Annotated in this window: 20 protein-coding genes; 9 read left to right on the top strand and 11 right to left on the bottom strand. The window is 39.4% G+C overall.

The window, feature by feature from the left end; all coding sequences use genetic code 11:
* Positions 1–134: 134 nt before the first annotated feature.
* Positions 135–1,067: a tRNA epoxyqueuosine(34) reductase QueG gene (gene queG / locus Q8S11_RS16685; protein WP_305663264.1), complete on the bottom strand. Its 933-nt coding sequence runs from the start codon at positions 1,065–1,067 to the stop codon at positions 135–137.
* 127 nt (positions 1,068–1,194) lie between these two features.
* On the opposite strand from queG, the gene Q8S11_RS16680 reads away from it, so the two are divergent.
* Positions 1,195–2,553, top strand: a complete 1,359-nt coding sequence (locus Q8S11_RS16680; RefSeq protein WP_305663263.1) for an OmpA family protein — start codon at positions 1,195–1,197, stop codon at positions 2,551–2,553.
* A gap of 50 nt (positions 2,554–2,603) precedes the next feature.
* On the opposite strand, the gene Q8S11_RS16675 is transcribed toward Q8S11_RS16680, so the two are convergent.
* The 4 genes from Q8S11_RS16675 to Q8S11_RS16660 form a co-directional block, all read right to left on the bottom strand.
* Entirely contained in the window at positions 2,604–3,461 is an 858-nt protein-coding gene (locus Q8S11_RS16675; protein WP_305663262.1) for a dienelactone hydrolase family protein, read from the bottom strand.
* Between the two features lie 41 nt (positions 3,462–3,502).
* On the bottom strand, positions 3,503–4,525 hold the full coding sequence (gene ruvB / locus Q8S11_RS16670; protein ID WP_305663261.1) for a Holliday junction branch migration DNA helicase RuvB: 1,023 nt from the start codon (positions 4,523–4,525) through the stop codon (positions 3,503–3,505).
* A 97-nt stretch (positions 4,526–4,622) separates the two neighbouring features.
* Positions 4,623–5,351 (bottom strand): polyprenol monophosphomannose synthase, encoded by a 729-nt coding sequence (locus Q8S11_RS16665; RefSeq protein WP_305663260.1) that lies wholly within the window; start codon positions 5,349–5,351, stop codon positions 4,623–4,625.
* A gap of 92 nt (positions 5,352–5,443) precedes the next feature.
* The gene (locus Q8S11_RS16660; protein WP_305663259.1) at positions 5,444–6,805 is read right to left on the bottom strand and encodes a peptide MFS transporter; all 1,362 of its coding nucleotides are present in this window, start codon (positions 6,803–6,805) and stop codon (positions 5,444–5,446) included.
* Between the two features lie 151 nt (positions 6,806–6,956).
* Between Q8S11_RS16660 and Q8S11_RS16655 the strand changes: the two genes are divergently transcribed.
* The gene (locus tag Q8S11_RS16655) at positions 6,957–8,207 is read left to right on the top strand and encodes a DUF819 domain-containing protein (RefSeq protein WP_305663258.1); all 1,251 of its coding nucleotides are present in this window, start codon (positions 6,957–6,959) and stop codon (positions 8,205–8,207) included.
* Between the two features lie 100 nt (positions 8,208–8,307).
* Here the strand turns inward: Q8S11_RS16655 and Q8S11_RS16650 are convergent, their stop codons facing one another.
* Positions 8,308–9,210 carry a hypothetical protein gene (locus tag Q8S11_RS16650; protein WP_305663257.1) on the bottom strand — a complete coding sequence of 301 codons (903 nt, stop codon included), beginning with the start codon at positions 9,208–9,210 and terminating at the stop codon, positions 8,308–8,310.
* A 6-nt stretch (positions 9,211–9,216) separates the two neighbouring features.
* A complete protein-coding gene (locus tag Q8S11_RS16645) occupies positions 9,217–10,395 on the bottom strand; it encodes an acetyl-CoA C-acyltransferase (protein WP_305663256.1) in 1,179 nt (392 codons plus the stop codon).
* A gap of 221 nt (positions 10,396–10,616) precedes the next feature.
* Between Q8S11_RS16645 and Q8S11_RS16640 the strand changes: the two genes are divergently transcribed.
* From Q8S11_RS16640 to Q8S11_RS16630, 3 genes are all read left to right on the top strand, one after another.
* Positions 10,617–11,456, top strand: coding sequence for a metallophosphoesterase (locus Q8S11_RS16640; protein ID WP_305663255.1), 840 nt, complete (start codon positions 10,617–10,619; stop codon positions 11,454–11,456).
* 202 nt (positions 11,457–11,658) lie between these two features.
* Positions 11,659–12,240: a hypothetical protein gene (locus tag Q8S11_RS16635; protein WP_305663254.1), complete on the top strand. Its 582-nt coding sequence runs from the start codon at positions 11,659–11,661 to the stop codon at positions 12,238–12,240.
* A gap of 8 nt (positions 12,241–12,248) precedes the next feature.
* Positions 12,249–14,408 carry a cation:proton antiporter gene (locus Q8S11_RS16630; protein WP_305663253.1) on the top strand — a complete coding sequence of 720 codons (2,160 nt, stop codon included), beginning with the start codon at positions 12,249–12,251 and terminating at the stop codon, positions 14,406–14,408.
* 3 nt (positions 14,409–14,411) lie between these two features.
* Here the strand turns inward: Q8S11_RS16630 and Q8S11_RS16625 are convergent, their stop codons facing one another.
* On the bottom strand, positions 14,412–14,870 hold the full coding sequence (locus Q8S11_RS16625; protein ID WP_305663252.1) for a DinB family protein: 459 nt from the start codon (positions 14,868–14,870) through the stop codon (positions 14,412–14,414).
* A gap of 501 nt (positions 14,871–15,371) precedes the next feature.
* On the opposite strand from Q8S11_RS16625, the gene Q8S11_RS16620 reads away from it, so the two are divergent.
* The 3 genes from Q8S11_RS16620 to Q8S11_RS16610 are packed head-to-tail and all read left to right on the top strand — an operon-like array spanning position 15,372 to position 18,578.
* Positions 15,372–16,823, top strand: a complete 1,452-nt coding sequence (locus Q8S11_RS16620; RefSeq protein WP_305663251.1) for an NAD(P)/FAD-dependent oxidoreductase — start codon at positions 15,372–15,374, stop codon at positions 16,821–16,823.
* 5 nt (positions 16,824–16,828) lie between these two features.
* Complete coding sequence (locus Q8S11_RS16615) at positions 16,829–18,085, top strand: YeiH family protein (protein ID WP_305663250.1); 1,257 nt, start codon at positions 16,829–16,831, stop codon at positions 18,083–18,085.
* A gap of 52 nt (positions 18,086–18,137) precedes the next feature.
* Complete coding sequence (locus tag Q8S11_RS16610) at positions 18,138–18,578, top strand: PaaI family thioesterase (protein ID WP_305663249.1); 441 nt, start codon at positions 18,138–18,140, stop codon at positions 18,576–18,578.
* 504 nt (positions 18,579–19,082) lie between these two features.
* On the opposite strand, the gene Q8S11_RS16605 is transcribed toward Q8S11_RS16610, so the two are convergent.
* From Q8S11_RS16605 to htpG, 3 genes are all read right to left on the bottom strand, one after another.
* Positions 19,083–20,324: a nucleoside recognition domain-containing protein gene (locus tag Q8S11_RS16605; RefSeq protein WP_305663248.1), complete on the bottom strand. Its 1,242-nt coding sequence runs from the start codon at positions 20,322–20,324 to the stop codon at positions 19,083–19,085.
* A gap of 114 nt (positions 20,325–20,438) precedes the next feature.
* Positions 20,439–21,623, bottom strand: coding sequence for a M14 family zinc carboxypeptidase (locus tag Q8S11_RS16600; RefSeq protein ID WP_305663247.1), 1,185 nt, complete (start codon positions 21,621–21,623; stop codon positions 20,439–20,441).
* A gap of 122 nt (positions 21,624–21,745) precedes the next feature.
* Entirely contained in the window at positions 21,746–23,629 is a 1,884-nt protein-coding gene (gene htpG / locus Q8S11_RS16595; protein WP_305663246.1) for a molecular chaperone HtpG, read from the bottom strand.
* 565 nt (positions 23,630–24,194) lie between these two features.
* Here htpG and Q8S11_RS16590 point away from each other — a divergent pair.
* Positions 24,195–25,721 carry a murein L,D-transpeptidase gene (locus Q8S11_RS16590; protein ID WP_305663245.1) on the top strand — a complete coding sequence of 509 codons (1,527 nt, stop codon included), beginning with the start codon at positions 24,195–24,197 and terminating at the stop codon, positions 25,719–25,721.
* Positions 25,722–25,755: the final 34 nt, after the last annotated feature.

Raw genomic sequence — 25,755 nt, 5'->3', positions numbered from 1 at the left:
TATTTAGCATTTTCTGTATTGAATTATGGAACAATAATACAGTTGCCGCAACCGCCCTGCTAATAAATGTGATGGGATGGGGAATAAATGTGATGAATTGCCTTCCGGAACATTTTTTTTGATTGGAATATCCCTTAAAGTGGTTTCAGAAAATCAATATTCCGTTTTAATCCGCTATACTTTGTTCTTTTAACTGCAGAGTTTTTGAATACTTTGTTAAAAGTTTCTTCGGTAAGTTCATGCCACTCTTGCTGTTTAAGCCCCAGAAGGTCTTCATGCGGACTGAAATTCTGCTCAGAATTTATTACAGAAAACTTATTCCAGGGGCAAACATCCTGACAAATATCACAGCCGAACATCCAGTTTTCCAGTTTTCCCCTGAATTCAGTGGGCAATTCATTTTTAAGCTCGATTGTCAGATAGGAGATGCAGCGGCTTCCATCAACAAGGTAAGGGGCGACAATTGCTTCAGTAGGGCAGGCATCTATACAGCGGGTGCATGTTCCACAATGATCTTTAGTAGGAATTACATCGTAATCCAAATCAAGGTCAGTAATTAATTCGGCCAGAAAGAAGAATGAGCCGGTGTTCTTATTGATCAGGTTACTATGTTTTCCAACCCAGCCAATTCCTGCTTTTTTAGCCCAAACCTTGTCCAGTACAGGTGCTGAATCTACAAAGGCCCTGCCGTTTACTTCACCAATATTGCCTCTTATAGCTTCCATCAGTAGTTTTAGCTTATCTTTTATCACGAAGTGATAATCCATTCCATAAGCATATTTACTAATCTTAGGGGCACTGGGATCATTTTGTTGTTGGTCAGTAAAGTAATTCAGGGAAAGAGAAATAACCGAACGGGCACCATCAACAAGTTTTCGAGGATCCAGGCGCTTATCAAAATGGTTCTCCATATAGCTCATTTCACCCTGAAAACCATTTTTTAACCAGTTTTCAAGTCTTGGGGCCTCTTCTTCCAGAAATACAGCCTTAGAAATACCGCAAAACTGAAAGCCCAGTTTATGGGCTTCATTTTTTATGAATTTCGAATATTCTGAACTACTGACCATTATTTAGTCCAAAGATAGAAATATGATATGTGTTCATTGTCTCAGAATTCATATTAAGATCAATTATTGGCTTATTCACCATAGTGGTATAGCTATTGCTTTAAGCTATTAAATTTAATCTTATATTATGAAAACACATTTTCTTAAACTATCAGCACTGGCACTCAGCTTAATTGTTACTGCCGGAGCAAATGCTCAGGAAAACCCTGAGCGTCCTAAGTTGTTCGCTCCTTCATCTGCTTTCAATACATGGTCTTTTGGTATCAATGCAGGTATTCTTGCACCCGCGGTTATCAGTGGAATGAATGATTTTACGAACTGGAAAGCCGATATCGGTTATGGAGCTACTTTAAAAAATCAAATTTTACCGGCATTGGGAATTCAGGCAGACTTTTTAGCCGGAAAACTTAAGGCTGATAATAGCAGAAACTGGGGAAATGGATTACCGCCTGTAAGCGCATTTGATTCATACGAAACACAAGTGTCATATGCTGCAAGTTTGAGTGCTAATTTAACTCTTGCAAATATTTACTGGATTAATCGTGTAAATGTCATCAGACCATACATGACTGCAGGTTATGGCTTAATGGGATATAAGCCAACTACCAAAACTAAAGCCGGAGTTGAAACCAAGTTTAATGCGGGTGAGAATGTGAAGGAGGCTTATTTACCGGTTGGGCTTGGAGTTAAGTTTGGCATATCGAATGCTATTAATCTGGATTTGGGATATACCATGAATTTTGTTGATGGCGATAATCTTGATGGATATCGTGCCGGGCCTCAAAACGATAAGTTCTCATATTCACGTATCGGACTTGAATTCATTTTAGGCAGCAAATCAAAAACAGCATTGTCTAGCTATAATCCGGTTGCAGCATTACAGGATGATTATATCAGCAGAAATGCAGCACTTCAGGCAAGTCTTGATGCTGATAGAGCAAAGCATGCAGCGCATATGGAAGAGATGAACAGAGAGCGTATGCGTTTTCTGAATGACAGTGATAAGGATGGTGTTTCTGATTATTTTGATAAATGCCCGAATACACCAGCAGGAGTGCAGGTAGATGGTGCAGGTTGTGAGATTAAAGTAACAACAACAACAACTGTAGTAAACCCGGTTCGTGTTGTTGTAACTGAAGAAGACAGAAGAGTTGTTGCTGACGCTATTCGTAATCTTGAATTTGACTTTGGTAAATCAACCTTACGTGCAACTTCATATCCAACCCTGAACAGAGTTGCTGATTTGTTAAAATCTAAAGATTTCAGTCTTAAATTAGCTGGTCATACAGATGATGTAGGCAGCGATGCAGCAAATCTGAAATTGTCTAAAGACCGTGCTGAGTCAGTGAAATCTTACCTGGTAAGTCAGGGAGTTAATTCTTCACGTGTTGAAGCAATAGGTTATGGTGAAAGTCAGCCAATCTCAACTAATAAAACTGCGAAAGGTCGTCAGGATAACAGAAGAGTAGAGTTTACTTTATACTAGGATCAATTAATATCAAAAAAGGGGCTGTCCAATCGGATCAGCCCCTTTTTTTATTTGATGGTTTTATTGAAAAGTTCAAGGGTTCTTTCCCAGGCAAGTTTCGCTGCATCGGCATTATATCGTTCGCCGCCGGTATCATTATTGAAGGCATGCTGAACGCCATCATAAATAAAAAGATGATAATCTACACCTGCTGCTTTTAATGCAGCTTCATAGGCCGGAATTCCTGCATTGACACGTTCATCTATTCCAGCATAATGAAGCATTAATTTTGCCTTTATTTTTGGAACATCTGCCGCATCTGGTTGTCCGCCATAATAAGCAACAGCCGAGTTAAGCGATGCTGAATTTACTGCCATGAAATTGGCCATTCTTCCTCCCCAGCAGAATCCTACACATCCTGTTTTACCATTACTTTCTTTTCTGGATTTCAGGTAGTCAAGGGCGTTCAGAAAATTATTAAGGTTTTTTGCAGCATCTATTTTAGCAAACATTCCCCGGGCATCGTCTGTATTTGAAGGCGTTCCACCAAAAGGGGAAAGGGCATCCGGTGCAAGGGCAATAAAACCTGCTTTAGCGACACGTCGTGCAATATCTTTTATATGAGGATTTAAGCCACGATTTTCATGAATAACTACCACACTTCCAAATTTTCCACGGCCTTTGGGGCGGGCAAGATAACCTTTCATAGTACAATCATCACCGGGATAGGAAATATCTTCCAGTATCAGGCCATCATCCTGTTCAGAAACAGTTTCTGCATTTGCATAGCCTACTTCAAGCACAGAAAGTGCCGTCATAGCCATAGCCGCACTACCTGTAAGCTTTACCAGGCGGTTCATAAACGACTTGCGGCTCAGGGGCTTATGAGTGTATTCGTCGTAAAGATTAATGATTTTCTGATCCATTTTGATTTATAATTTACATTAAATATAAATCAATAATCGTATCAAAACAAAGTATCGCTGCCTCCGGTTTTTATCCTGCCCAAATGTTTATAGGCTGCCTCTGTACATTCCCTGCCTCTTGAAGTGCGCATGATATATCCTTCCTGAATAAGAAAAGGTTCGTACACTTCCTCTATAGTTCCTTCTTCCTCACCAACAGCTGTGGCAATGGTTTTTAATCCTACCGGCCCGCCTTTGAACTTATCGATAATAGTCAACAGGATCTTATTATCCATTTCATCAAGACCATGCTCATCCACATTCAGAGCATTCAGGGCATATTTTGCTATGTCAGTATCGATATTTCCTGTGCCCTTAATCTGTGCGAAATCCCTGGTACGGCGTAATAAGGCATTGGCGATACGGGGTGTACCGCGGCTTCTGCGGGCAATTTCATACGATCCTTCATCAGATATCTCCGTTTTCAGGATTTGTGCAGAGCGCTGGACAATAGTAGTTAGTAATTTGGCATCATAATACTCCAGCCTGCTGTTAATGCCAAAGCGGGCACGTAAGGGTGCTGTAAGCAGGCCTGAACGGGTAGTAGCTCCAACCAAAGTAAAGGGATTTAATGAAATCTGGACGGAACGGGCATTCGGACCGGTTTCGAGCATGATATCGATCTTGAAATCTTCCATCGCTGAGTAGAGGTATTCTTCAACCAGCGGACTTAAGCGGTGGATTTCGTCAATGAAGAGGATATCGCCTTCTTCAAGATTGGTTAACAATCCGGCAAGATCACCGGGTTTATCCAGAACAGGGCCGGAGGTGATGCGAATGTTAACACCCATTTCATTGGCAATAATATGTGAAAGGGTAGTTTTTCCCAATCCGGGGGGGCCATGCAGCAATACATGATCCAGAGCTTCACCACGTTGTTTGGCCGCCTGAACGAATACACGAAGGTTTGCCAGAATTTTATGCTGACCTGTGAAATCTTCAAAGACCTGAGGACGCAGAACTTTCTCGATCTCCCGTTCTACAGGTGATAAGTTCTCTTCTCCGGGGTCAAGATGCTCATTCATAGGTTTTGATTATTTATAAGGCTTATGATAGAATGATTAATATGATTAAATATAAGTCTTATGTGTTTAATTTCTTAATATTCAGCTTAAAGCTGGATTATTTATACTTCCTGAAAAAGCTGTTTAATTTGATCTGGATTACTCCCAAAAAGGCTTCCCTGAATATCTTAGTACTCATTTTAGAAGTACCTTCAGTACGGTCGGTAAAGATAATCGGGACTTCCACGACTTTAAATCCAAATTTGATTGCAGTAAATTTCATTTCAATCTGAAAAGCATAACCGATAAATTTAATCTTATCAAGCGGAATGGTGGCAAGCACTACACGCCTGTAGCATTTAAAGCCGGCGGTAGCATCCTGAATATCAATTCTGGTAACAAGCCTTACGTAAACAGATGCAAAATAGGACATCAGTACCCTGCTCATTGGCCAGTTTACAACATTCACTCCTTTTATATACCTTGAACCTATAGCCAGATCAGCTCCTTCAATACAGGCAGTTTTTAAACGGATCAGATCTTCGGGATTGTGCGAAAAATCAGCATCCATTTCAAAAATATATTCGTAATTACGTTCAAGAGCCCATTTAAAGCCATGAATATAGGCTGTGCCTAGTCCGAGTTTGCCAGGCCGCTCTTCGATATGAATCATACCTTCGTATTCTTCCTGAAGACTCTTAACAATGTCGGCAGTACCATCAGGTGATCCGTCGTCAACAACCAGAATATGAAATACATCCGGCAAGGAAAAAACCTTTCGGATAATATTTTCGATATTTTCCTTCTCGTTGTAAGTGGGAATTATGACGATGCTGTCTGATAACACGAATGCAGATTTGATTTGCGAATATACTGCTTTAAACGAAGGGAGAGATAATTCTATCTCTCCCTCTTCATTTTATTCTAATCAATAATTCGTTATTCAGTCTTGGCTCCGGCCATAGTTTCTTTTGAAAAGTCTTCAGCTCCATGAGTAAGCCTTTTTAAGGGCTTGAGGATTGCGATTACAATTCCCCCAATAATGGTACAAAAGATGGCAATTCCTGTAAATATCTCGAGCTCACCTGCGGTTTGTGACCATACACCCACCCATCCGGCAACGTAATTACCAAGTCCGGTAGCTGCGAAAAATACACCCATCATGATCGATGCATATTTCATAGGGGCAAGTTTGGTGATAAAGGATAGTGCAACAGGGGAGGCACTAAGTTCACCGATTGTATGAAAGAGGTAGGCAAGAACGAGCCAGTACATTGCAGAAGCACCATCATTTTGATATTGAATTGAAGCTGCCGACATGAATAAAAATCCCCAGCCCATAATGATCACACCAATTGCAATTTTGAAGATGGAGGAAGCTTCCTTACCATTTCTTTTTCGGTTAAACCAGAATGCGGCTATCGGAATTCCCAGTGTGATGATGAAAAATGAGTTTACCGACTGAAACCAGGTTGCAGGTACAGTCCAGTTAAGGAATTCAATCATACGATTCGTTTTCTCTGATGCATAAAGGTTCATTAATCCTCCTGCCTGTTCAAATGCTCCCCAGAATACAATAATCATTAAAAACGAAAGCAACATGACTTTCACCCGGTCTTTTTCAATACTTGTAAGTGGTTTTGAGATCATTTCCTGATCTGCCGCCGATAATTCTTTGGTTGCTTCACCAACGCCCTTAAGATATTTATGGCCTGCCATAAATATGATCAGACCTAAGGCCATTCCAATTCCTGCTAGGCCGAATCCATAATGCCAGCCCATTGTTTCTCCAACATAGCCAATAATGATACCGGCTAAAAAGGCTCCGGTATTTATTCCAATATAGAAAATCGTAAATCCCTTGTCGCGGCGATCATCCCCTTTCGGGTAGAGTCCGCCAACCATGGTCGAGATATTGGGCTTTAAGCATCCTACTCCGGCAATGATGAGTCCTAATCCGATATAAAAAGTAATTAATGACTGGAATGCAAGTATACTATGCCCGGCTACCAGCAATAATCCTCCTAAAATCACAGCCTTTTTTTGTCCGATCAATTTATCTGCCAGAATACCCCCCGGGATTGAGGATAAATAGACCAGAAACGTATAAATGCCATATAGCTTTAAGGCTTCGCTGCTGGTCCATCCAAAACCTGGATTGTCACCATTAACTGATGAAACCAGAAAGAGCACAAGAAGGGCTCTCATTCCATAAAAACTGAACCTTTCCCACATTTCGGTAAGAAAAAGTACATATAGCCCTCTTGGGTGTCCAAAAAGCTGTTTTTGCTGTATTTCCATACGATTGAATAAAATTAATAATGTTTAGAATTGTTAATTGGCTGTGGTTTTACTCTTTAATTGGTTAAAAAGGAGTAAAAAGTTCAATTATAATTAAAATTTACTAAAATTGCTGACTTATATTATTTGTAAACAATTATAAATCCCTAAGATGGTTGAAAATACTACATTGATTACAAATGATGCAGTTGTTTTAGGCATACTGATGAGTATTCTGGGATTTGTTTTTTGGACATCGCAGAGCAAGAATATTATATTCAGGAAGCTTTATACTTATGTACCTCCAATCCTTTTATGCTATTTTCTTCCCGGTATATTAAATTCAACAGGGGTAATATCAGGTTCTGAATCAGCTCTTTATACAGTTGCCTCGAGATATCTTCTTCCAACTAGTCTGGTTCTTTTTACACTAAGTCTCGATTTAAAAGAAATTTGGAAATTAAGGAAAAAGGCAGGCTTGATGTTTATTTGTGGTTCAATCAGTATAATTATAGGTGGACCAATAGCTGTATATCTGGTTTCTCTGGTATCACCGGAAGTTGTAGGCGGAGAAGGGCCTGATTCAGTATGGAGAGGTTTAAGCACAATTGCAGGTTCATGGATTGGGGGTGGAGCCAATCAGGCTGCAATGTTCGAAATATTTAAACCAAGCGCAGATGTTTTTTCTGCAATGGTTGCCCTGGATGTGTTTGTAGGCTATGTTTGGATGGCCCTTTTACTGTTTGCTGCCGGAAAGAATTTGGAAATAAATAAGTTTTTAAAAGCTGATGATCAGTCAGTTACTGATATAAAGGAAAAAATTGAAAGCTATCAGTTAAGTATTATGAAAATCCCTAAGATGGAGGATATTATCATGATTTTGGCTGTTGGTTTTGGAATAACGGGACTTGCACATTTCGGAGCAGATATAATTGCTCCATGGATAACTATAAATGCGCCACAATTGAGTACCCTGAGTCTGACCTCCGGATTTTTCTGGATCATTATTATTGCTACCACTTTAGGTATGCTTCTTTCCTTTACAAAGGTCAGAAAACTTGAAGGGGTAGGCTCATCCCGAATAGCAAGTGTTTTTTTATATGTTCTGATCGCAACAATAGGAATGCAAATGAATATTATGGCAATTTTTAAGAATCCCGGTTTATTGATAGTGGGTTTAATTTGGATATCTATTCATGCATTGATATTGATTATAGTCGCAAAGTTAACCAGAACTCCTTTTTTCTTCCTGGCAGTGGGGAGTATGGCGAATGTGGGAGGGCCGGCTTCGGCGCCTGTGGTGGCCAGCGCATTTCATCCATCTTTAGCTCCCATCGGAGTTATATTAGCTGTTTTCGGCTATGTGATTGGCACTTATGGGGCCTATGTTTCAGGTTTGCTGATGCAGGCGGTTTCACCGTAAATGTCTGTTACCAGTTACCCGTTACCTGGTGCGAGTTATGAGTTTAATTGTCAACCCGATAGCTATCGGGTGTCAACTATCAATTATCAACTTTCAATTATCAATTGCCTCTCATTTTCTTCGGGTCATTAAAATTATCATCCTGATCTGTCGGGGTATTTTTGAGTTCCAGATCCTGAACAAATTTCCACCTGCCGTTTATAAGCCGGTAACCATCGTATGAGAAATCAGGACCATAGAGTTCAAATCTTCCCTTTAATTTTGGATCTGGTGGGGCGAGATGGTCGAAAACTACAGTACTGATTGATGGTTCATAGTTCAGTACCATGGAGGCGCGACGGTCGTACTCAAAAATTGCCCGTTTCTTTAAGGGCTGCTCTGTGTCTCCGTCGAATACAGGCATCCCGAAATAGGCTTTCCCATCCTTGAAATAGAGGATTTCAATTACTTTTTTTGTTGATCTAATTGTATTTCCTTTCCAGCCAAGTAAAACATAATAAGGGATCTGTACATTATTTAGCACAGATATAACACGATAATACTGAGCGCCATACCACTTGTCAGATGTAGTGATAGTATCAGTGCTGTTTTTTATCGCGGGGGTATAATCCACTAAGGGAAACATTTGAAGCTTACCATCCGGATTATTCATTTGTATTGTGCCATAGAAACGGTAGCTGCCGTCATTATTCATCACATGCCAGCTAAAGATTCTGAATCTTTTATCCGGGGATGACTGGATCGAAATGGTATTCAGCGAATCAAACGAGAAATTGAAAGAATATGGAGTTTTTAACGCATTCACCAATGTCTTTATGAATTGGTAATTGGCATTGTAACGTTCAGGTTCAATGCTGTCATTAATCATTTTATAACTGAGGCTCTGAAGACTATCCTGAAGATTCAGCAAAGTCTGCCTGTTTTTATTGCTGTCAGAATGCTGAGCATCAGCATTGTTCAGAACAAAAACCGAGCAAATAAAAAATATTAAAAACTGCCTCATGACCTCTTATTGCAGATTTTCAATGATAATTGCACTTGCTCCGCCACCGCCATTACAGATTCCCGCTACACCAATCTTTCCCCCATTTTGCTGAAGCACATTCAGCAAGGTAACCACAATTCGGGCACCTGATGCTCCAAGCGGATGTCCCATTGAAACGGCACCTCCATTTACGTTAACTTTGGCAGGATCAAGTTCAAGAATTCGGTTATTCGCAACCGAAACCACAGAAAATGCTTCATTTATTTCGTAAAAATCGACTTCAGAGGCTTTGATACCGGCACGATCCAATGCTTTTGGGATTGCTTTCGAAGGTGTTGTTGTAAACCATTCTGGCGCCTGTTGGGCATCCGCATAGGATAGAATTCTGGCGAGTGGTATAAGCCCCAATTCATTAGCCTTTGCCTTACTCATTAACACTAAGGCAGCCGCCCCATCGTTTAATGTAGATGCGTTTGCTGCTGTAACTGTGCCATCTTTTTTAAATACGGGTTTTAGCGAAGGAATTTTATCGAATTTAACCGCATTGATCTCTTCATCATGTTCAATCAGGCTAATTTCACCTTTTCGATCTTTTACTTCAACAGGTACGATCTCATTTTTAAATTTGCTGTTTGCTTGTGCTGATTGGGATCTTTTATAGGATTCTATTGCAAAAGCATCCTGATCTTCCCGACTGATATTGCACTCGCTGGCGCAAAGTTCTGCTGCGGAACCCATGTGGTAATCATTGTAAACATCCCATAAACCATCCTTTACAAGTCCATCGATTATTTGTCCGTTACCCAGACGGTAGCCATTTCTTGCTTTATCCAGATAATATGGCACATTACTCATGCTTTCCATTCCACCGGCAATTACAATATCGTTCTCTCCCAATGCGATACTCTGGGCAGCAATCATAATTGCCTTTGTTCCCGATGCACATACTTTGTTGATTGTTGTAGCCGGAATATCAGGCAAACCTGCAAATTTTGCAGCCTGAGTTGCAGGAGCCTGTCCGAGATTAGCAGATAAAACATTTCCCATGAATACTTCCTGAACCTGGTCGACAGTGATACCGGCACGTTCAACTGCGGCTTTGATTGCTGCAGCACCCAGAGCACTTGCAGAAAGGCTTGAAAGTGAGCCTCCAAAACTTCCGATAGGGGTTCTTACTGCAGAGATGATATATACTTCGTTCATTTTGTAATTTGTTTGGTTAGATGGCGCAAGTTAAGAAATTAAGGTCAACACAAAATAACCGCATTGTTATTGCTGCTGTATTAGATCTTTTTGGATTCTTATTAATTTCACCATATTCAAAATGTTTTCCAGATCTTTCGTCTTGCTTTTTAGCATAAGTTTAACGTAATGATCATATAAATGTTTTGCTTAGTAATATTGTATAGAGATATTTACAACAAATGAAAAGAACTTTTTATCCCGGAACTATAATTACAATCTTATTGTTGTTGATTGCAGGTTGCTCATCCAAACCCTATACATTTTTTCAGATGGCTGATACCCAATTTGGTTTTTTTAATGCCAATAAGGAATTCAGCCGTGAAACTGTAAACATGGAAAAGGCAATTGCCGAGTCAAATCGTTTGAAACCCGCCTTCGTTGTGATTTGTGGTGATCTGGTAAATAAACCCGGTGATCTTGCTCAGATTACAGAATATAAGCGGATAGCGGCTAAACTTGATCCCTCAATTAAATTGTATAGTGTTTCCGGCAACCATGATGTGGAAAATGTTCCAACACCTGCCAGTCTTGAACTTTATAAGCAGCATTTTGGGGAAGACCGCTATACTTTCCGTTCAGGTAATATGATTGGAATAATAATTAATTCATCATTAATCAAAGATCCTTCATTAGCTCCTGAAGAGGCTGCGGCACAGGAATACTGGTTAAGAATTAATTTAGAAAAGGCTAACAAATCAGGCGCAAAGAATATCATGGTTTTTATGCACCATTCCTTATTCCTGAAAGATCCGAATGAGCCTGATGAATATTTCAATATCAATTCAGAACGTCGAAAAATGTATCTTGATTTATTTAAACAGTATGGTGTAAAGCAGGTTTTTGCGGGTCATTATCATCGTAATTCATACGGTAGGTCTGGTGATTTGGAAATGATTACTACCGGACCAGTTGGAAGACCCTTAGGGGCTGATAGTTCGGGATTTAGGATTGTGAATGTTAAAGGCAGTTTAGTCGAACATAAATATCACACCCTTGATTCCCTTTCATTGTTACCTTAATTAAAAACAGATACCCATCTTTAGCTATGAAAATGATCAGTTATAATTTATTTATCCTTGTTTTTAGCTCAATTTGGCGTATATTCCCAACTCCTTAATAAATATTAAATTCACGTTCTAGTATTTTTTTTTAGACGGGCTTGCAGTTTCCGGAACCACCGGCTTATCAATTAATTGTCGCACTAAATAAATCAGGATTTCAATGTTAAAACCACATTTTATCGGCTTTATTTTAATTATTTCTATTCTTACAGCTTGCGGTAACAAGGAAGATTCGGATAGGCTTAATTTGCGTGAAAAGAAAGTTTCACAGAAAGAAGAGGAATTAAAGGTATTTGAGCAGCAGCTCATTTCTAAAGAAATTGAGCTTAGCAGCAGGGAAAGGTTATTAGATAGTTTAGAGCACATGGGCGACACTACCGGAATATACAATTCAAAGCTGATTGGTAACTGGACAGTAACTATGAAATGCACTGAAACAAGTTGTGAAGGTTCAGCTCTCGGAGATACTAAAACTGAACGATGGAATATTGCATATCATAATAACAGAGTAGTTGTTAAGGTACTGTCAAAAAATACCATAACCAGAGTGTATCTGGGGGTATACACTGAAACAGGTCTGGCACTTCATTCAAGACAGCAGGAGGGTGATGTCTTAACAACTATGAATATTCTGCTAAATCAAATTTCTGTTGATAAAATGGAAGGGATCAGGGAAATTAACCAGGGCGGTAAGTGTAAAATTATCTATTCAGTTGGGTTATCTAAAATAAAAACCCCTTAATAATTGATATGCTTCTACTTTCAGCACTAGATCTTACATTACCATTAAGGAACCCGGTAATTATATTTTCCCTGGTTCTATTCATCATATTATTTGCTCCAATTTTATTCAATAAAATTAAGGTTCCTCATATCATAGGGCTTATTCTTGCCGGTGTTATTGTAGGTCCTTATGGGCTGGATCTCCTAAGAAGAGATAGCAGTATTGTTTTATTTGGCACTGTTGGACTATTATATATCATGTTTCTTGCAGGTCTTGAAATTGATCTGGTTGAATTTAAAAAGAACAGGGCTAAAATATTATTCTTTGGCTTACTCACATTTTTGTTGCCGCTGATTTTAGGAATGCTGGCAAGTTACTATGTACTTGGATATAGTTTTCTCTCATCAATGTTGCTTGCGAGTATGTTTTCAACGCATACACTGGTTTCATATCCGATTGCCAGTAAATATGGAATTGCAAGAAATCGTGCGGTAACTTTAACCATCGGTGGGACAATGATCACAGATATTCTTGCTTTACTAATATTAGCTGGAATCTCCGGACTTAGCAGGGAAGAAGCTTCCTCAACTTTCTGGCTGCAATTGATAATTTCAACAGCAGCTTTTGTTTCTGTCGTGTTCTTTGTGTTTCCGATCCTTACCAGGTGGTTTTTTAAACATTACGACGATAGTGTTTCACAATACATCTTTGTACTGGCAATGGTATTTCTGGCTTCCTTTTTGGCAGAGGCTGCCGGACTTGAAGCTATTATAGGAGCCTTCTTTTCGGGTTTAGTATTGAATAAATTTGTACCCCATTCCTCTCCATTGATGAATCGCATAGATTTTGTGGGGAATGCGATTTTTATCCCCTTCTTTTTGATCAGTGTCGGAATGCTTGTGGATATAAGTGTTCTGATTAATGGATGGGGAGCCCTGAAAGTGGCAGGAGTCATCATCTTTGTTGCAATTTTAGCCAAATATATTGCCGCAGTGATTACCCAGAAAGCCTTTAAGCTGAGTTCAGAAGAGGGGAATCTTATATTTGGATTAAGTGCCAGCCATGCTGCAGCAACTCTGGCCATTATTTTGGTTGGGTATAACATTATTATTGGTGAAACGAGTAGTGGTGAACCCATCAGATTGTTGAATGAGGATGTACTTAATGGTACGATTCTTCTCATTCTGGTAAGTTGTGCAGTTAGTTCATTCGTTGTTGAAAAGGCTTCACGACGTCTGGCACTTATAAATGAATTGGATAATAGTGATTCTGATATTGACGATGAAAAGATCCTTATTTCTCTTGCATACCCCGATACAGTGAATGAACTGGTTGATTTTGGCCTGATGCTGAAACCTGCAAAGAGTTCAGTTCCTGTTTATGCTCTACATGTTACAGATGATGAACGTGCTGATAGCCAAACTCAGGTAAAGGGAGAAAAAGTATTGGAAAAGGCGATTATGCACGCCTCTGCAACTGAGAATATTATTCATCCACTTATCCGCTTTGATATTAATATCAGCCATGGTATGATTTATACGATTAAAGAACATAAAATCACTGATATTTTAATAGGCCTTCATCATAAATCCGATCAGAATAAGTTCTTTGGACCTACAACTGAAGAATTGTTCAGTAAGATTCCTGAAACTATTTACATCTACAAACCGGCACAGCCATTTAATACTCTAAAAAGAATGCTGGTACTTGTTTCTAACAATGCTGAACATGAGCCAGGTTTCTTTCACTGGTTAAACAAATTATCCATAGTAGCCCAATCGGCCGGAATTCCGATTTCATTCTATGCAGCAGGTAACACCTTATCCGAAATTAAAAGCGCCCATGAGAAGGCCAGAAGCCAGCTTAGGGTGTCATATAATGAATTTGATAACTGGGAAGATTTTTTAATCTTCAGCAGAGAGCTAAAAACAGATGATTTTTTTGTGGTGATTACTTCCAGAAAGGGGCATATTTCATATAATAGTTATCTGGAGAAATTACCATATTATCTTGGCACATATTTCAATTCCAATAGCTTCTTAATTGTTTATCCAAAACAACTTGATCAGGGTATTAACATGAATAATATTGAACAGGTTGATCCTTATGTCATCGAAACTCTAGCTGACACAATAAGTACAGTAGGTAAATCAGCATTGAACCTTAAAAAGTTATTTAAGAAATAAGGATTAGGAAATTAAACGTTTATACGCAATTATATAACCCAGGTGAAGCCCCTCATGGAATGGTAAAAAGTTAAGTGCATCCTCAATAGAATTGATCGCTATACCCATGCTGGTTGTCCAGGCAGGATAACTATTAAAGATGTTTTTTTGCAGATCTGATTCAAATTGGTCAAGACTGCTGAACAGAAGGGATTTTATCTTCTCTATTTCAACTCCATTAATTTCACGTTCTGGTCTGGAACCATTTTTGAATGAATTGAAGAATCCCTGTTCTATATTTAGTTCTAGGTTCCCCCGCAGGTAAAATATCCCTTCCTGGGCAGCGATGAGGTGTCCCAGATTCCAGATTATATTATTATTGAAACCTTCAGGAATTTTATTCAGTTCTGGAACACTTAATCCGCTGATAAGTTCTAATGCTTTGGTTCTTGTTTTTCTGATTAAATCTATTTTTGGATTCATGTTATCCGGTTAAGGATTCAAAATTAAGGATTCTTTCCGATTTAGAATCTTCAAATTAGGGATTGTTTCGTTTTTACAAAAATTTCGGTATAGCTTAATATACCCGAGAATATCAACATTTAATTAGTACAGCACAAAATGAGGAGAAGTCAGGAACAGTTTAAAATTTGACCGAAATTGACCGAAATTGACCGAAAAACCGGTCAAAATCTGAGAAGTGCAGATACCAACATTAGGTTTTGTTCGTACCTTCTTCGTACGTTGTTCGTATAACACCCCCTCCAGACTATCGCCAGGGCACTCTTATACGAACAAGGTACGAACTTGGACACTACTTGGTACGAAGATGGTACGAAGATGGTATCAAAATGTCACGTCACACATAGTTATTTTAGGAAGTGACATCCTATGCTAAATATGTTCAATATCTGACATCAGTTACAATTGCATATTTATCCCTTAATTATGTTTTTTTAGTAAGAATGATGATATTCCGTGATAATGAAACAAGTGGAGGGCAAAACTGAGTTTGACGCGATAATTATAGGGTCCGGCCCGAATGGTTTGTCGGCAGCCATAGCTTTGCAGCAAGCCGGATTATCGGTTTTGATTCTTGAGGCTAAAGATTCAATAGGAGGGGGATTGCGATCTGCAGAGCTCACTTTGCCCGGATTTGTACATGATATCTGTTCTGCGATTCATCCTCTGGCTGCCGGATCTCCTTTTTTTAATTCCTTGCCGCTTGAGCAGCACGGACTCGAATTCATTTATCCGGAAGTGGCGGCAGCACATCCATTTGATGATGGAACTGCAGCAGCTCTTAGCGGAAGTGTTGAAGATACTGCAGACTGCCTTGGAATTGACAGGGAAAATTATGTAAGACTTTTGAAGCCTCTGGTTAAAAGCTGGCCTTTTATAGTGAAAGATGTACTGGGTCCTTTACATTTTCCAAAACATCCGATAGATATGGCTGCTTTTGGTCTGAATGCTACACGTTCTGCATCATCACTTGTGGGGAAGTTTAAAACGAAGGAAGCCAGAGGCTTGTGGGCAGGCATGGCAGCTCATTCAATGCAACCATTAAGTAATTTAGGAACTTCAGCTTTCGGACTGGTCTTAATGGCTACCGGACACCTTAAAGGATGGCCTGTGCCAAGAGGGGGATCTAAGGTAATTGCTAATGCACTGGCTTCGTATTTTCTTTCAATGGGCGGAAAAATTGAAACCGGGGTTCATGTACGCTCAATGGCAGATATACCGGCATCCCCAGTTGTTCTCTTTGATCTTACTCCGAAGCAGATTCTGGAAATAGCAGGGGAACGTTTTTCATTCATCTATTCCTGGCAATTGAAGCGATACCGTTATGGGATGGGAGTTTTTAAAATTGACTGGGCTTTGGACGGACCAATTCCTTTTACTGCTCCTGAATGCCGCAAAGCCGGAACTGTACATCTCGGAAATACATTTGAGGAGATAGCAAAGGGAGAAGAAATGACAAATGCAGGAAAAATACCCGAAAGGCCATTTGTTCTTTTAGCTCAGCAAAGTCTGTTTGATTCCTTGCGTGCACCCGAAGGTAAGCATACAGCATGGGCATATTGCCATGTACCTAATGGGTCTGAAAAAGACATGACGAATGCCATTGAGAATCAGGTAGAACGTTTTGCTCCCGGATTTAAAGATCTGATTCTGGCAAAACATACAATGAATACCCGGGAAATTGAAGCATATAATCCCAATTATATTGGCGGAGATATTAATGGGGGGGTAATTGACATAAGTCAATTATTTACCCGGCCTGCCCTCAGAAGTTCGCCTTACCGTACTTCTGCGAGAGGAATCTATATTTGTTCTTCATCAACTCCTCCTGGTGGTGGAGTGCATGGAATGTGTGGGTATAATGCTGCTAAACAAGCACTTAAAGACATTTTCAATATCAAAATTACCTTATAAATTTTATGTCAGAACAGAGAAAATTTACAATACATGAGGACTGGACAGTTGTAATACTGGGTGCTCTGATCATTATTCTATCGATAGGAGGATTACTATTAGAAGTGCCGATTTTCAGTTGGGGGAACTCAGAGGAGTTGTTTAAGAGCGTACTTTCCAGCGTTAATTTAAGCCTCATTTTTATACAGTTTATATTCGTGTTATTGATCGCTATTATAGGAGCATTTTTAACAGGAAAGGCGATAAAGCATTTTTTATATGGTTTCCCAATCGTTTACCTGATCACGATTATTGCCTTAATACTGGCTGGGAATAGTCAGGTAAAAGCTTTTAATCTCGAGGCAGTTATTTTCAGTTTAGGCCTGGGTTTAATCATAAGTAACTTCTTTAGAATGCCAGAATGGTTGCGTTCCTCACTTTCAACCGAATTGTTTGTTAAGATTGGATTGGTATTGCTTGGTACAAGCGTAATCTTTTCTGATGTTTTAAAAGCGGGCTCACTCGGGCTTATTCAGGCTTTGGCAGTAGTTTTATCGGTTTGGTATTTTGCTTTCTGGCTGTGCAAGAAGATGAAAATTGACGATGAACTCACCATGATGATCTCCAGCGCTGTTTCTATCTGTGGGGTCTCGGCTGCTATTGCAACTTCAGGAGCAATTAAAGGAGATTCAAAAAAGCTTTCCTATGTTATTTCAATGGTATTGATCACGGCTATTCCGATGATGATATTCATGCCTATGATTGCCAAATACTTTGATTTGTCGCAGGAAGTTACAGGGGCATGGCTCGGTGGGAGTATAGATACCACCGGTGCAGTGGTTGCTTCTGGATCATTAGTTGGTGAAACCGCATTGAAGATCAGTACCATTGTAAAGTTCTCACAAAATGTTCTTTTGGGTTTGGCCGCTTTTGCAATCTCTGTTTACTGGACTTATACCAAACACCCGAAAGCAAATGATCCTGAAGGAAAGCCAGGTCTGAAAGTCATTTGGGAGCGTTTCCCCAAATTCGTTTTGGGCTTTCTGGCTGCTTCTCTTTTGTTTTCTTTTGTATTAAGTCCTGATGTCACTTCATCTGTAAAAGAAAGTCTTAAAAACCTGCAGGGCTTATGGTTTGCGCTGGCTTTTACCAGCATCGGACTTGAAACCAATTTTGCAGATCTTTTTAATAAGCAGAGCAAGAAACCTTTCTATGCTTTTTTGATCGCTCAGGGATTCAATGTAATTGTAACCTTGATTATTGCGTTAATTCTCTTTAGATAAACGGGAACAATTTTGTTAATCACCAATTTATAATCCACCTAATAATTTTGAAATGAATGAGATTAACCCACATCTAGCTGCAATTCAGCAGGAAATTGGAAAGGAGTTCAGTAATAGTCCTTCGCCATTTACACATTGGCTCAAACCTATTATCAGAAGTGCTGAATCAGGGGCCCTGATTTTTGAATACTTAGTCAGAAAGGACATGACCAATCCGATGCAGGTATTGCATGGCGGGGTTAGTGCCGGTATAATTGATGATATTATCGGTGCAACCGTTTTTACAATGAATTTAAGCCATCATTACACTACCATCAATAATTATATAGATTATTTTGCCTCGGCACGTGAAGGTGATATTATTGAAGCAAGAAGTTCTGTTGTTAAACGGGGTAAACAAATAATCAACCTGCAATGTGAACTTTGGCTCCCCATAAAAAACAGATTAATTGCCAGGGGATATTCGAATATGATTCGTTTGGAACAGGTTTAAGCTTAAAATTATAAAGGACCTAAACTAACCTGAATTCGTCATAAAATTCCTCTATTATATTACAATTGATGATTTTCAATTTTTTAGAAAGCAAGGTCTGTTGATCTTCGGTCGCGACAATCCTGTGTTCTGCCATAGTTTTTTGCTTAAATTTAATTACTAACATGAAATTTAGCATTGCAAAAAAGCTATAGCTGCCACCCAGGTTTATTTCAAATAGCAAATGGTCCTTTTGCAAGGCTGCCCGTCCCGATGAAAAACAGCTCCTGGTTAATTAAACCTTGCCGAAGGAGGTAGCTTCCGGCTATTTGTAATTTTAAAGACAACGCGATTTCTTGCCGGAACTACTCCGGAGGAAAGGGCTGAATCAACCTATAATACACAGGTATTGATTTCTAAAATATAATCTTTAAGAATCAAATCCATATCTGGATAATTGTTGTCTTATATTCTTTATATCTCTAAACAGGTTAGATATTAATTTAATTTTTTAACAAAATATTATTAAATGGTATGTCCAAAAAACAGATAGGTAAGGAAAATTGCTGCGATGAGGCCTATCAGATCTGCAAACAGTCCGCAGACCAAAGCATATCGTGGTTTCTTAATACCAACTGATCCAAAATAGACTGCCAGTACATAAAATGTAGTTTCTGAGCTACCCTGGATCACACTGGCCAAACGACCCTGAAAGGAATCGGCACCATAAGTGGTCATTACATCCACCATTAATCCTCTGGCACCGCCACCGCTTAATGTTTTCATTAAACCCACAGGCAGGGCAGGGACAAATGAAGTGTCGAGCCCGAATAAAGCCACGAGAGAGCCGATTGCATTAACAACATAATCCATACATCCGGTTGTCCGAAATGCGCTGATAGCAACCAAAATTGCAATCAGAAAGGGAATGATCATGATAGAGGTGCTAAAACCTTCTTTGGCACCATCAATAAATGCCTCGTATACATTTACTTTTTTTGAGGCCCCATAAACGATAAACAAAGTGATGATCGAAAAAATAATGACACCTCCCAATAAACCGGCATAAACCTGTATTTGATCGGGTGGTAGACTTCCAAGCCAGAAATACAAAGCGGCCATCAGGGCGATGAATCCTCCGAAAAATATCAAAATAGGGAGCTGTAAGAGATTGATTTTTTGGTAGAAAGCTACCGCGATCATGCCAGCCAGAAATGAAATGAATGTGCCTATCAGACATGGGATAAATACATCTGCGGGGTTCGCAGCACCATTAGCCATTCGCAATGCGATAACCCCGGTTGGTATCAGGGTAATCCCGGCTGTATTTAGCACAAGGAACATGATTTGGGCATTTGTTGCCGTATCCTTTTCAGGATTTAGTTCCTGTAATTCCTGCATGGCTTTTAAACCTACTGGTGTGGCTGCATTATCTAAACCGAGCATATTGGCAGAGAAGTTCATGATGATAGAACCGTTTGCCGGGTGATTTTTGGGAACTCCGGGAAATAATCTGCTGAAAAACGGACTCACCCCTTTTGCAAAAAGTGTGATCATCCCTGCACGTTCACCGATTTTCATGATGCCCAGCCAGAAAGTCATGATGCCAATCAATCCAAGAGAGATTTCTGCACCTGTTTTAGCGCTGTCGAACATTCCATTAACCACATTATTGAAAATTGCTGTATCCCCGAAGAAAATCAGCTTGACCAATGCGACCAGAAATGCAATTACAAAGAAGCCTATCCAGATGTAGTTTAATGCCATAGTTTATCAGTTATCAGTTACCAGTTACCAGTGATTTGCATGAAGTGTTTTCCTGGCAACAGATAACAGACAACAGTTAACAGGAAAAATCAATTTATTCTATTGTACACGTAGTCAAAACCCATTCTCAAGTGTAAGCAAAATGTTCGTTCCATTATGGACAATCAAATCTGCAGGTTCATCAATCTTTATTTTTTTTGTTTCAGTTAAGGTAAAATACTCGCAGTTAAATTCTTCATACCCAAAATAATCCGTTAAGTCGCCCAATTCAGTTACCATGTAAGTATATTTTACTGATCCGGCATCTTTTGTGACCTTCTCCTCTGCGCTAAGTCCGATATCAAGCTTATAAGGGATGCCATTTTTTTCAAGTTTACAATTCCTGAGTAATATGTGAAAATGAAGTTTTTTATTCTCGGGAATTAAAAAATAATCTTCGGTTGTAGCCTTGAGGTAGGATTCATCGGCAATACTGATCAGGCCTGCAAGGATCGCTTTAAAAAATATTTTTCGGATGTGTTGTTTCTCGGGGTCATTGTAAAACCCCCCTGCTTCAATCAATATGGTGCTTGTGCCAGCAGCCTGAAAATTATCCCCAAATGCCCTGGGTTCATATTCATCCTCAAATCTGCCTACCTGATCAGGTATAGTTTTTTGAATAGCAGAATTCATGATGGCGATCACTTTCATTGCCTGCTCCCTTGTTGAGTTCAAACTTAGTATTTTATCGTAAGCCGGAGCGAGGAAAGAGATTGTTGCCGGATTTCCGGTATTCCCTGCCGACCATAAAGTGCTCTGATCATGGAGGTTAAAGCCAAAATGAGGATTTATTTCATCCCTTAAATTGCGTAAAATCCTTGCTTCCGGACTTTGTTGCCGACGAAAGTCACGGTTAATGTCGATATCCATCGCGTTCCGGCGATCGAACACTTCAGCGCCATCTGGATTAACCATGGGTAGTATGTAGAGTGTGCATTTGTCAGCCAACAAATCTTGAATCTGCCCGAACTGGTCAGGATTTGATAAAAAATTTAACAGATCAGCAATAGACATTGTGGCCGTTGCTTCATCACCGTGCATTTGGCTCCATAGAAATACCCGTTTGGGGCCTTTACCCCAGGTAATCAGGTTGATAGAGAGTCCTTTGGTTGACTGACCCACTTCTTTTAACATGAAGTCGGTATTCGTCTTTAGCTTGTCGAGTATTATCAGAAGATCAGCATGTTTGAAAAAACGATCTTTTATTCGCTTTTCTTCAAATGCCTGATAATTTTCCATTAGAATATTGAGCGAATCCATTCGACTAAATTAGTATTTACCGCCGGAATATTATTCTATTTTAAATTTCAGTTGAACAAAAAAAGCATCCTTTCTGTTATAGAAAGAATGCTCTTTAATTTAGACCTGGTTTATGCCGAATCTTAGATCAAACTCACACTACGATTCACAAATTCTGTTAATTCAGCACCAGTAAGCATACCCTGTGACAATAAGGCGAGATCAAAAGCTTGTTTTGCCAATTGTGTTTGTTCTGCCTCGTCCTGAGATTGAAGGATTTTACCAATAAGCTTATGGTTACCATTGATGGCTACATTGTAATTATCCGGCAGGTTTCCATAGAAGCCCATTCCTCCACCCATCTTAGACATATCTTTCATGCGCCGCATAAATTCATCCATGGTTACAATAACAGGAAGTTCTTCGGGATTCAGACTTTCAATCTCAATTCGCATGTTTGGTTTAACAATAGCCTTTTCAAAAATTTCTTTGACTTTTGCTTTTTCCTCATCGTTCAGTACATGGACGGTTTGGTCTTCTTTGCTGATGATTTTATCGGCTACCTCAGCATCAACACGTTTGAGGGAGGTTTTTTCAAGTTTTTGCTCCAGCTGACTGATAAAGTGCGGATCGATAGGAGAGTTCAGGTTCAGAACATCATAGCCTTTTTTGTTTGCCGACTGGATGAAGGTATCCTGCTTATCGGTATCGGTTGCATACAGATAAACCAGCATATCATTCTTGTCGGTTTGGGCTGCCTTTACCTTTTCTTTGTATTCTTCTAAAGTATAATATTCGTTTTGGGTATTATTAAGGAGTACAAAATCTTTTCCCTTATCATAGAATTTCTCTTCACTGATCATTCCATATTTCACAAATAAACCGATATCGCCCCATTTTTCTTCAAAAGCTTTGCGGTCATTCTTGAACAGGGAAGCCAGCTTATCGGCCACTTTTTTGGTGATATAACTGTTAATCTTTTTGACAGCACTATCAGCCTGAAGGAAGCTTCTTGAAACGTTCAGCGGAATATCCGGTGAATCGATTACACCGTGCAGAAGCATTAAAAATTCAGGAACCACATCTTTTACTTCGTCAGTAATGAAAACCTGGCGAGAGAAGAGTTTGATTTTATTCCGCTGTATTTCAAATTCATTCTTCACTTTCGGGAAATACAGAACACCTGTCAGATTGAAAGGATAATCCACATTCAGATGGATCCAGAACAGAGGATCTTCTGTGAAAGGATAAAGCTCTTTGTAAAAGGCAAGATAATCATCGTCTTTTAGTTCAGAAGGGGATTTAGTCCAGATCGGACTGGTATTGTTGATGATATTATCAACTTCAACAGATTTAAATTTTGGTTTTCCTTCAGTATCTTCTCCATCAGGCTCCTGCTCTGAGCGGGTTCCGAATTGAACCGGAATTGGAAGAAATTTACAGTATTTATCAAGAATTCCCTTGATTTTTTCCTTGTTTAAAAATTCTTTAGATTCCTTATTCACATGGAGGATAATATCTGTTCCTCTACTGGCACGAGTTCCGGCACTGATTTCAAATTCGGTACTTCCATCGCAAATCCAGCGTGCAGGTTCTGCATTATCCTGGTAAGAAAGTGTTTGAATTTCAACCTGATCAGCAACCATAAATGCAGAGTAAAAACCAAGTCCGAATTTCCCAATGATTTCATTCGCATCTTTGGCATCCTTGAATTTCTCTACAAATTCGGTTGCACCGGAGAATGCAATTTGATTGATGTATTTTTTAATTTCTTCTCCAGTCATTCCCAAACCATTGTCGGAAATAGTGATCGTCTTTTTCTTTTCGTCGACTGATACTGAAACTTTTAACTCGCCCAGATCGCCTTTATACTCACCCAAAGAGGAGAGTCGCTTGATTTTTTGAGTGGCATCTACTGCATTTGCAACCAGCTCTCTCAGGAAGATCTCGTTATCAGAGTATAAAAATTTCTTAATGATTGGAAAGATATTTTCCGTGTGGATCGAAATGGTTCCTTTTTCTTGCATTTTTCTTGATTTGATGTTAAAGTCTTAGATGTAAGGGGTGTAACAAAGGATGTTCCAAAGGCTTGGAAGTGTCAAGTTGGCACAAAATAGATTTTTTAGGAAGCTTTGTTTTGACCGGATAGTTTGTAAAGTGTAATGAATAGTTTGAATCATCAAGATGTCGCGTAATCGGTCAAAATACTTTTATCTTCAATAGGGAGATTGCATAGCTAGTCATGAGATAAATTCAAAAATAATTGCTGCAAAGAGAAGCAACGGCACATTTGTTGCATTAAATACTCAATTAACTTTAAAATAAATCTTTACAATTGCTATATAGCTGATAATGAATAATATGCGAGAACACAATAGCCAAGCCTTGAAACCAAGTATGTATAAAAACACAAATCAAAATGGTACTACCTATCACAATTCCCGAACAAATATCCAATCTATAAAGAAATATCTTTTCTTATTAACTGGAATCTGTCTCATCGGATTCGTATCTGCTTGTGGTAATAAGCAGGAGAGGCAAGTGGCGGGTAAACCGCAGCCCATCCTTGACAGTATGTATTATATTAATTACATGAATAAGAATCCATTGCTGAAAGAGCATACGGATTGGGCGAAAGAATTTTACAGGGAACGTAATTTTAAGTTAGGCTGGTTTAAAAATAATGAGATTGTTCCCCAGGCTAAAGAGATGCTGGACATGATCAGCAAGGCCGACGAGGAAGGTCTTGATCCTAAAAAATACCAATTTATGGATTTTGATACTCTGTTTGCAAACCTCGAAGATACTAAGCGCGATTCTGCCAAATTTACAGCTATTCAAAAAGAAATCGACGTGGCTCTTTCATCTACCTATTTTGTTTGGGCGTCTGATTTTTACCGTGGGGTAATCATTCCACGTGATAATGAAGAAATCGAATGGGACGTTAAGCGGAATAAGATCAAATTACATAAGGCTTTAATGACCGTTCTGAAAGAGCGGGAGAGTAAATATTCTTATGCGAGCTTTAGTCCGCTGCACCCCGATTATACGAGGCTTAAATCAGTGCTTGCAACTTATAGGAAGATCCAGGCTGAAGGAGGCTGGCCCACAGTAACTGCTAGTTCTAAATTAAAAGAAGGGGATAAGGCGCCCCTAGTCGCTGCTTTGAAGAAGCGCCTGGGCCTGAGTTCTACAGATTCAACATTCAATGCCGAAACACTTAGTGCACTCAAGAAATTTCAATCTGAACAGGGTATGAAGCCTGACGGAGCTCTGGGGCCTGAAACTGCAAAGTTTCTTAATATTCCTGTAAATCAACGAATTAAACAGATCATCCTGAATATGGAACGCTGGAGATGGATTCCAAAAAGTTTTGAGGAAGATTACCTGATCGTAAATATACCGGAATATAGATTACGGGTGTATGAGAAAGGAAAAGTACAGTTAGCAATGAACGTGATTGTTGGTAAAACGCTGAACAGTACTCCAATTTTCAGCGATAAAATGGAAAACGTGGTTATGGCACCGTATTGGAATGTGCCTGCAAGTATCGTGAAAGACGAGCTTGGGCCCAAAATAGCAAATGATCCCGGGTATCTGGAACGTATGAATATGGAGTTGATTGATTCTAAAGGGAATCAGGTTAATCCTTCGGGAATAAACTGGAGTGCTATTACGAGGGATAACTGGAAATATATCTTACGCAGAAAACCAGGACCTAAAAATGACCTTGGTGACGTGAAATTCATCTTCCCAAACACGAATGATATTTATCTTCATGATACCCCACACGACGAATTATTCAGTCAGACAAAACGTAATTTCAGCCATGGCTGTGTGCGTGTTGAAAAACCACTTGAACTGGCGGAATACCTGTTACGCCCTGTTGGTTGGGATATGAACAAAATTCAAAGCACAATTGCCCAGGGACAGGAAAAACAGGTTAAACTAAAAGAAGTATTGCCTGTTTACCTCGTTTACTTTACAGCATGGGCTGATGAAAGTGGAAATGTACACTTCCGTGATGATATTTACGGGCATGACAAAGCGCTTGCACAACAGTATTTTAATGAAGTGACAGCAGCGCTTGCGAAACCCGCTGTTAAAGGGAATTTGTAATTATTTGAAGGTTTAGCTTATAAGTCCTGATGCT

The sequence above is a fragment of the Daejeonella sp. genome (genome assembly GCF_030695525.1).
GTDB lineage: Bacteria > Bacteroidota > Bacteroidia > Sphingobacteriales > Sphingobacteriaceae > Daejeonella.
The sequence above is the reverse complement of the archived record's forward strand: the minus strand, read 5'-3'. Positions and strand labels throughout refer to the sequence as shown.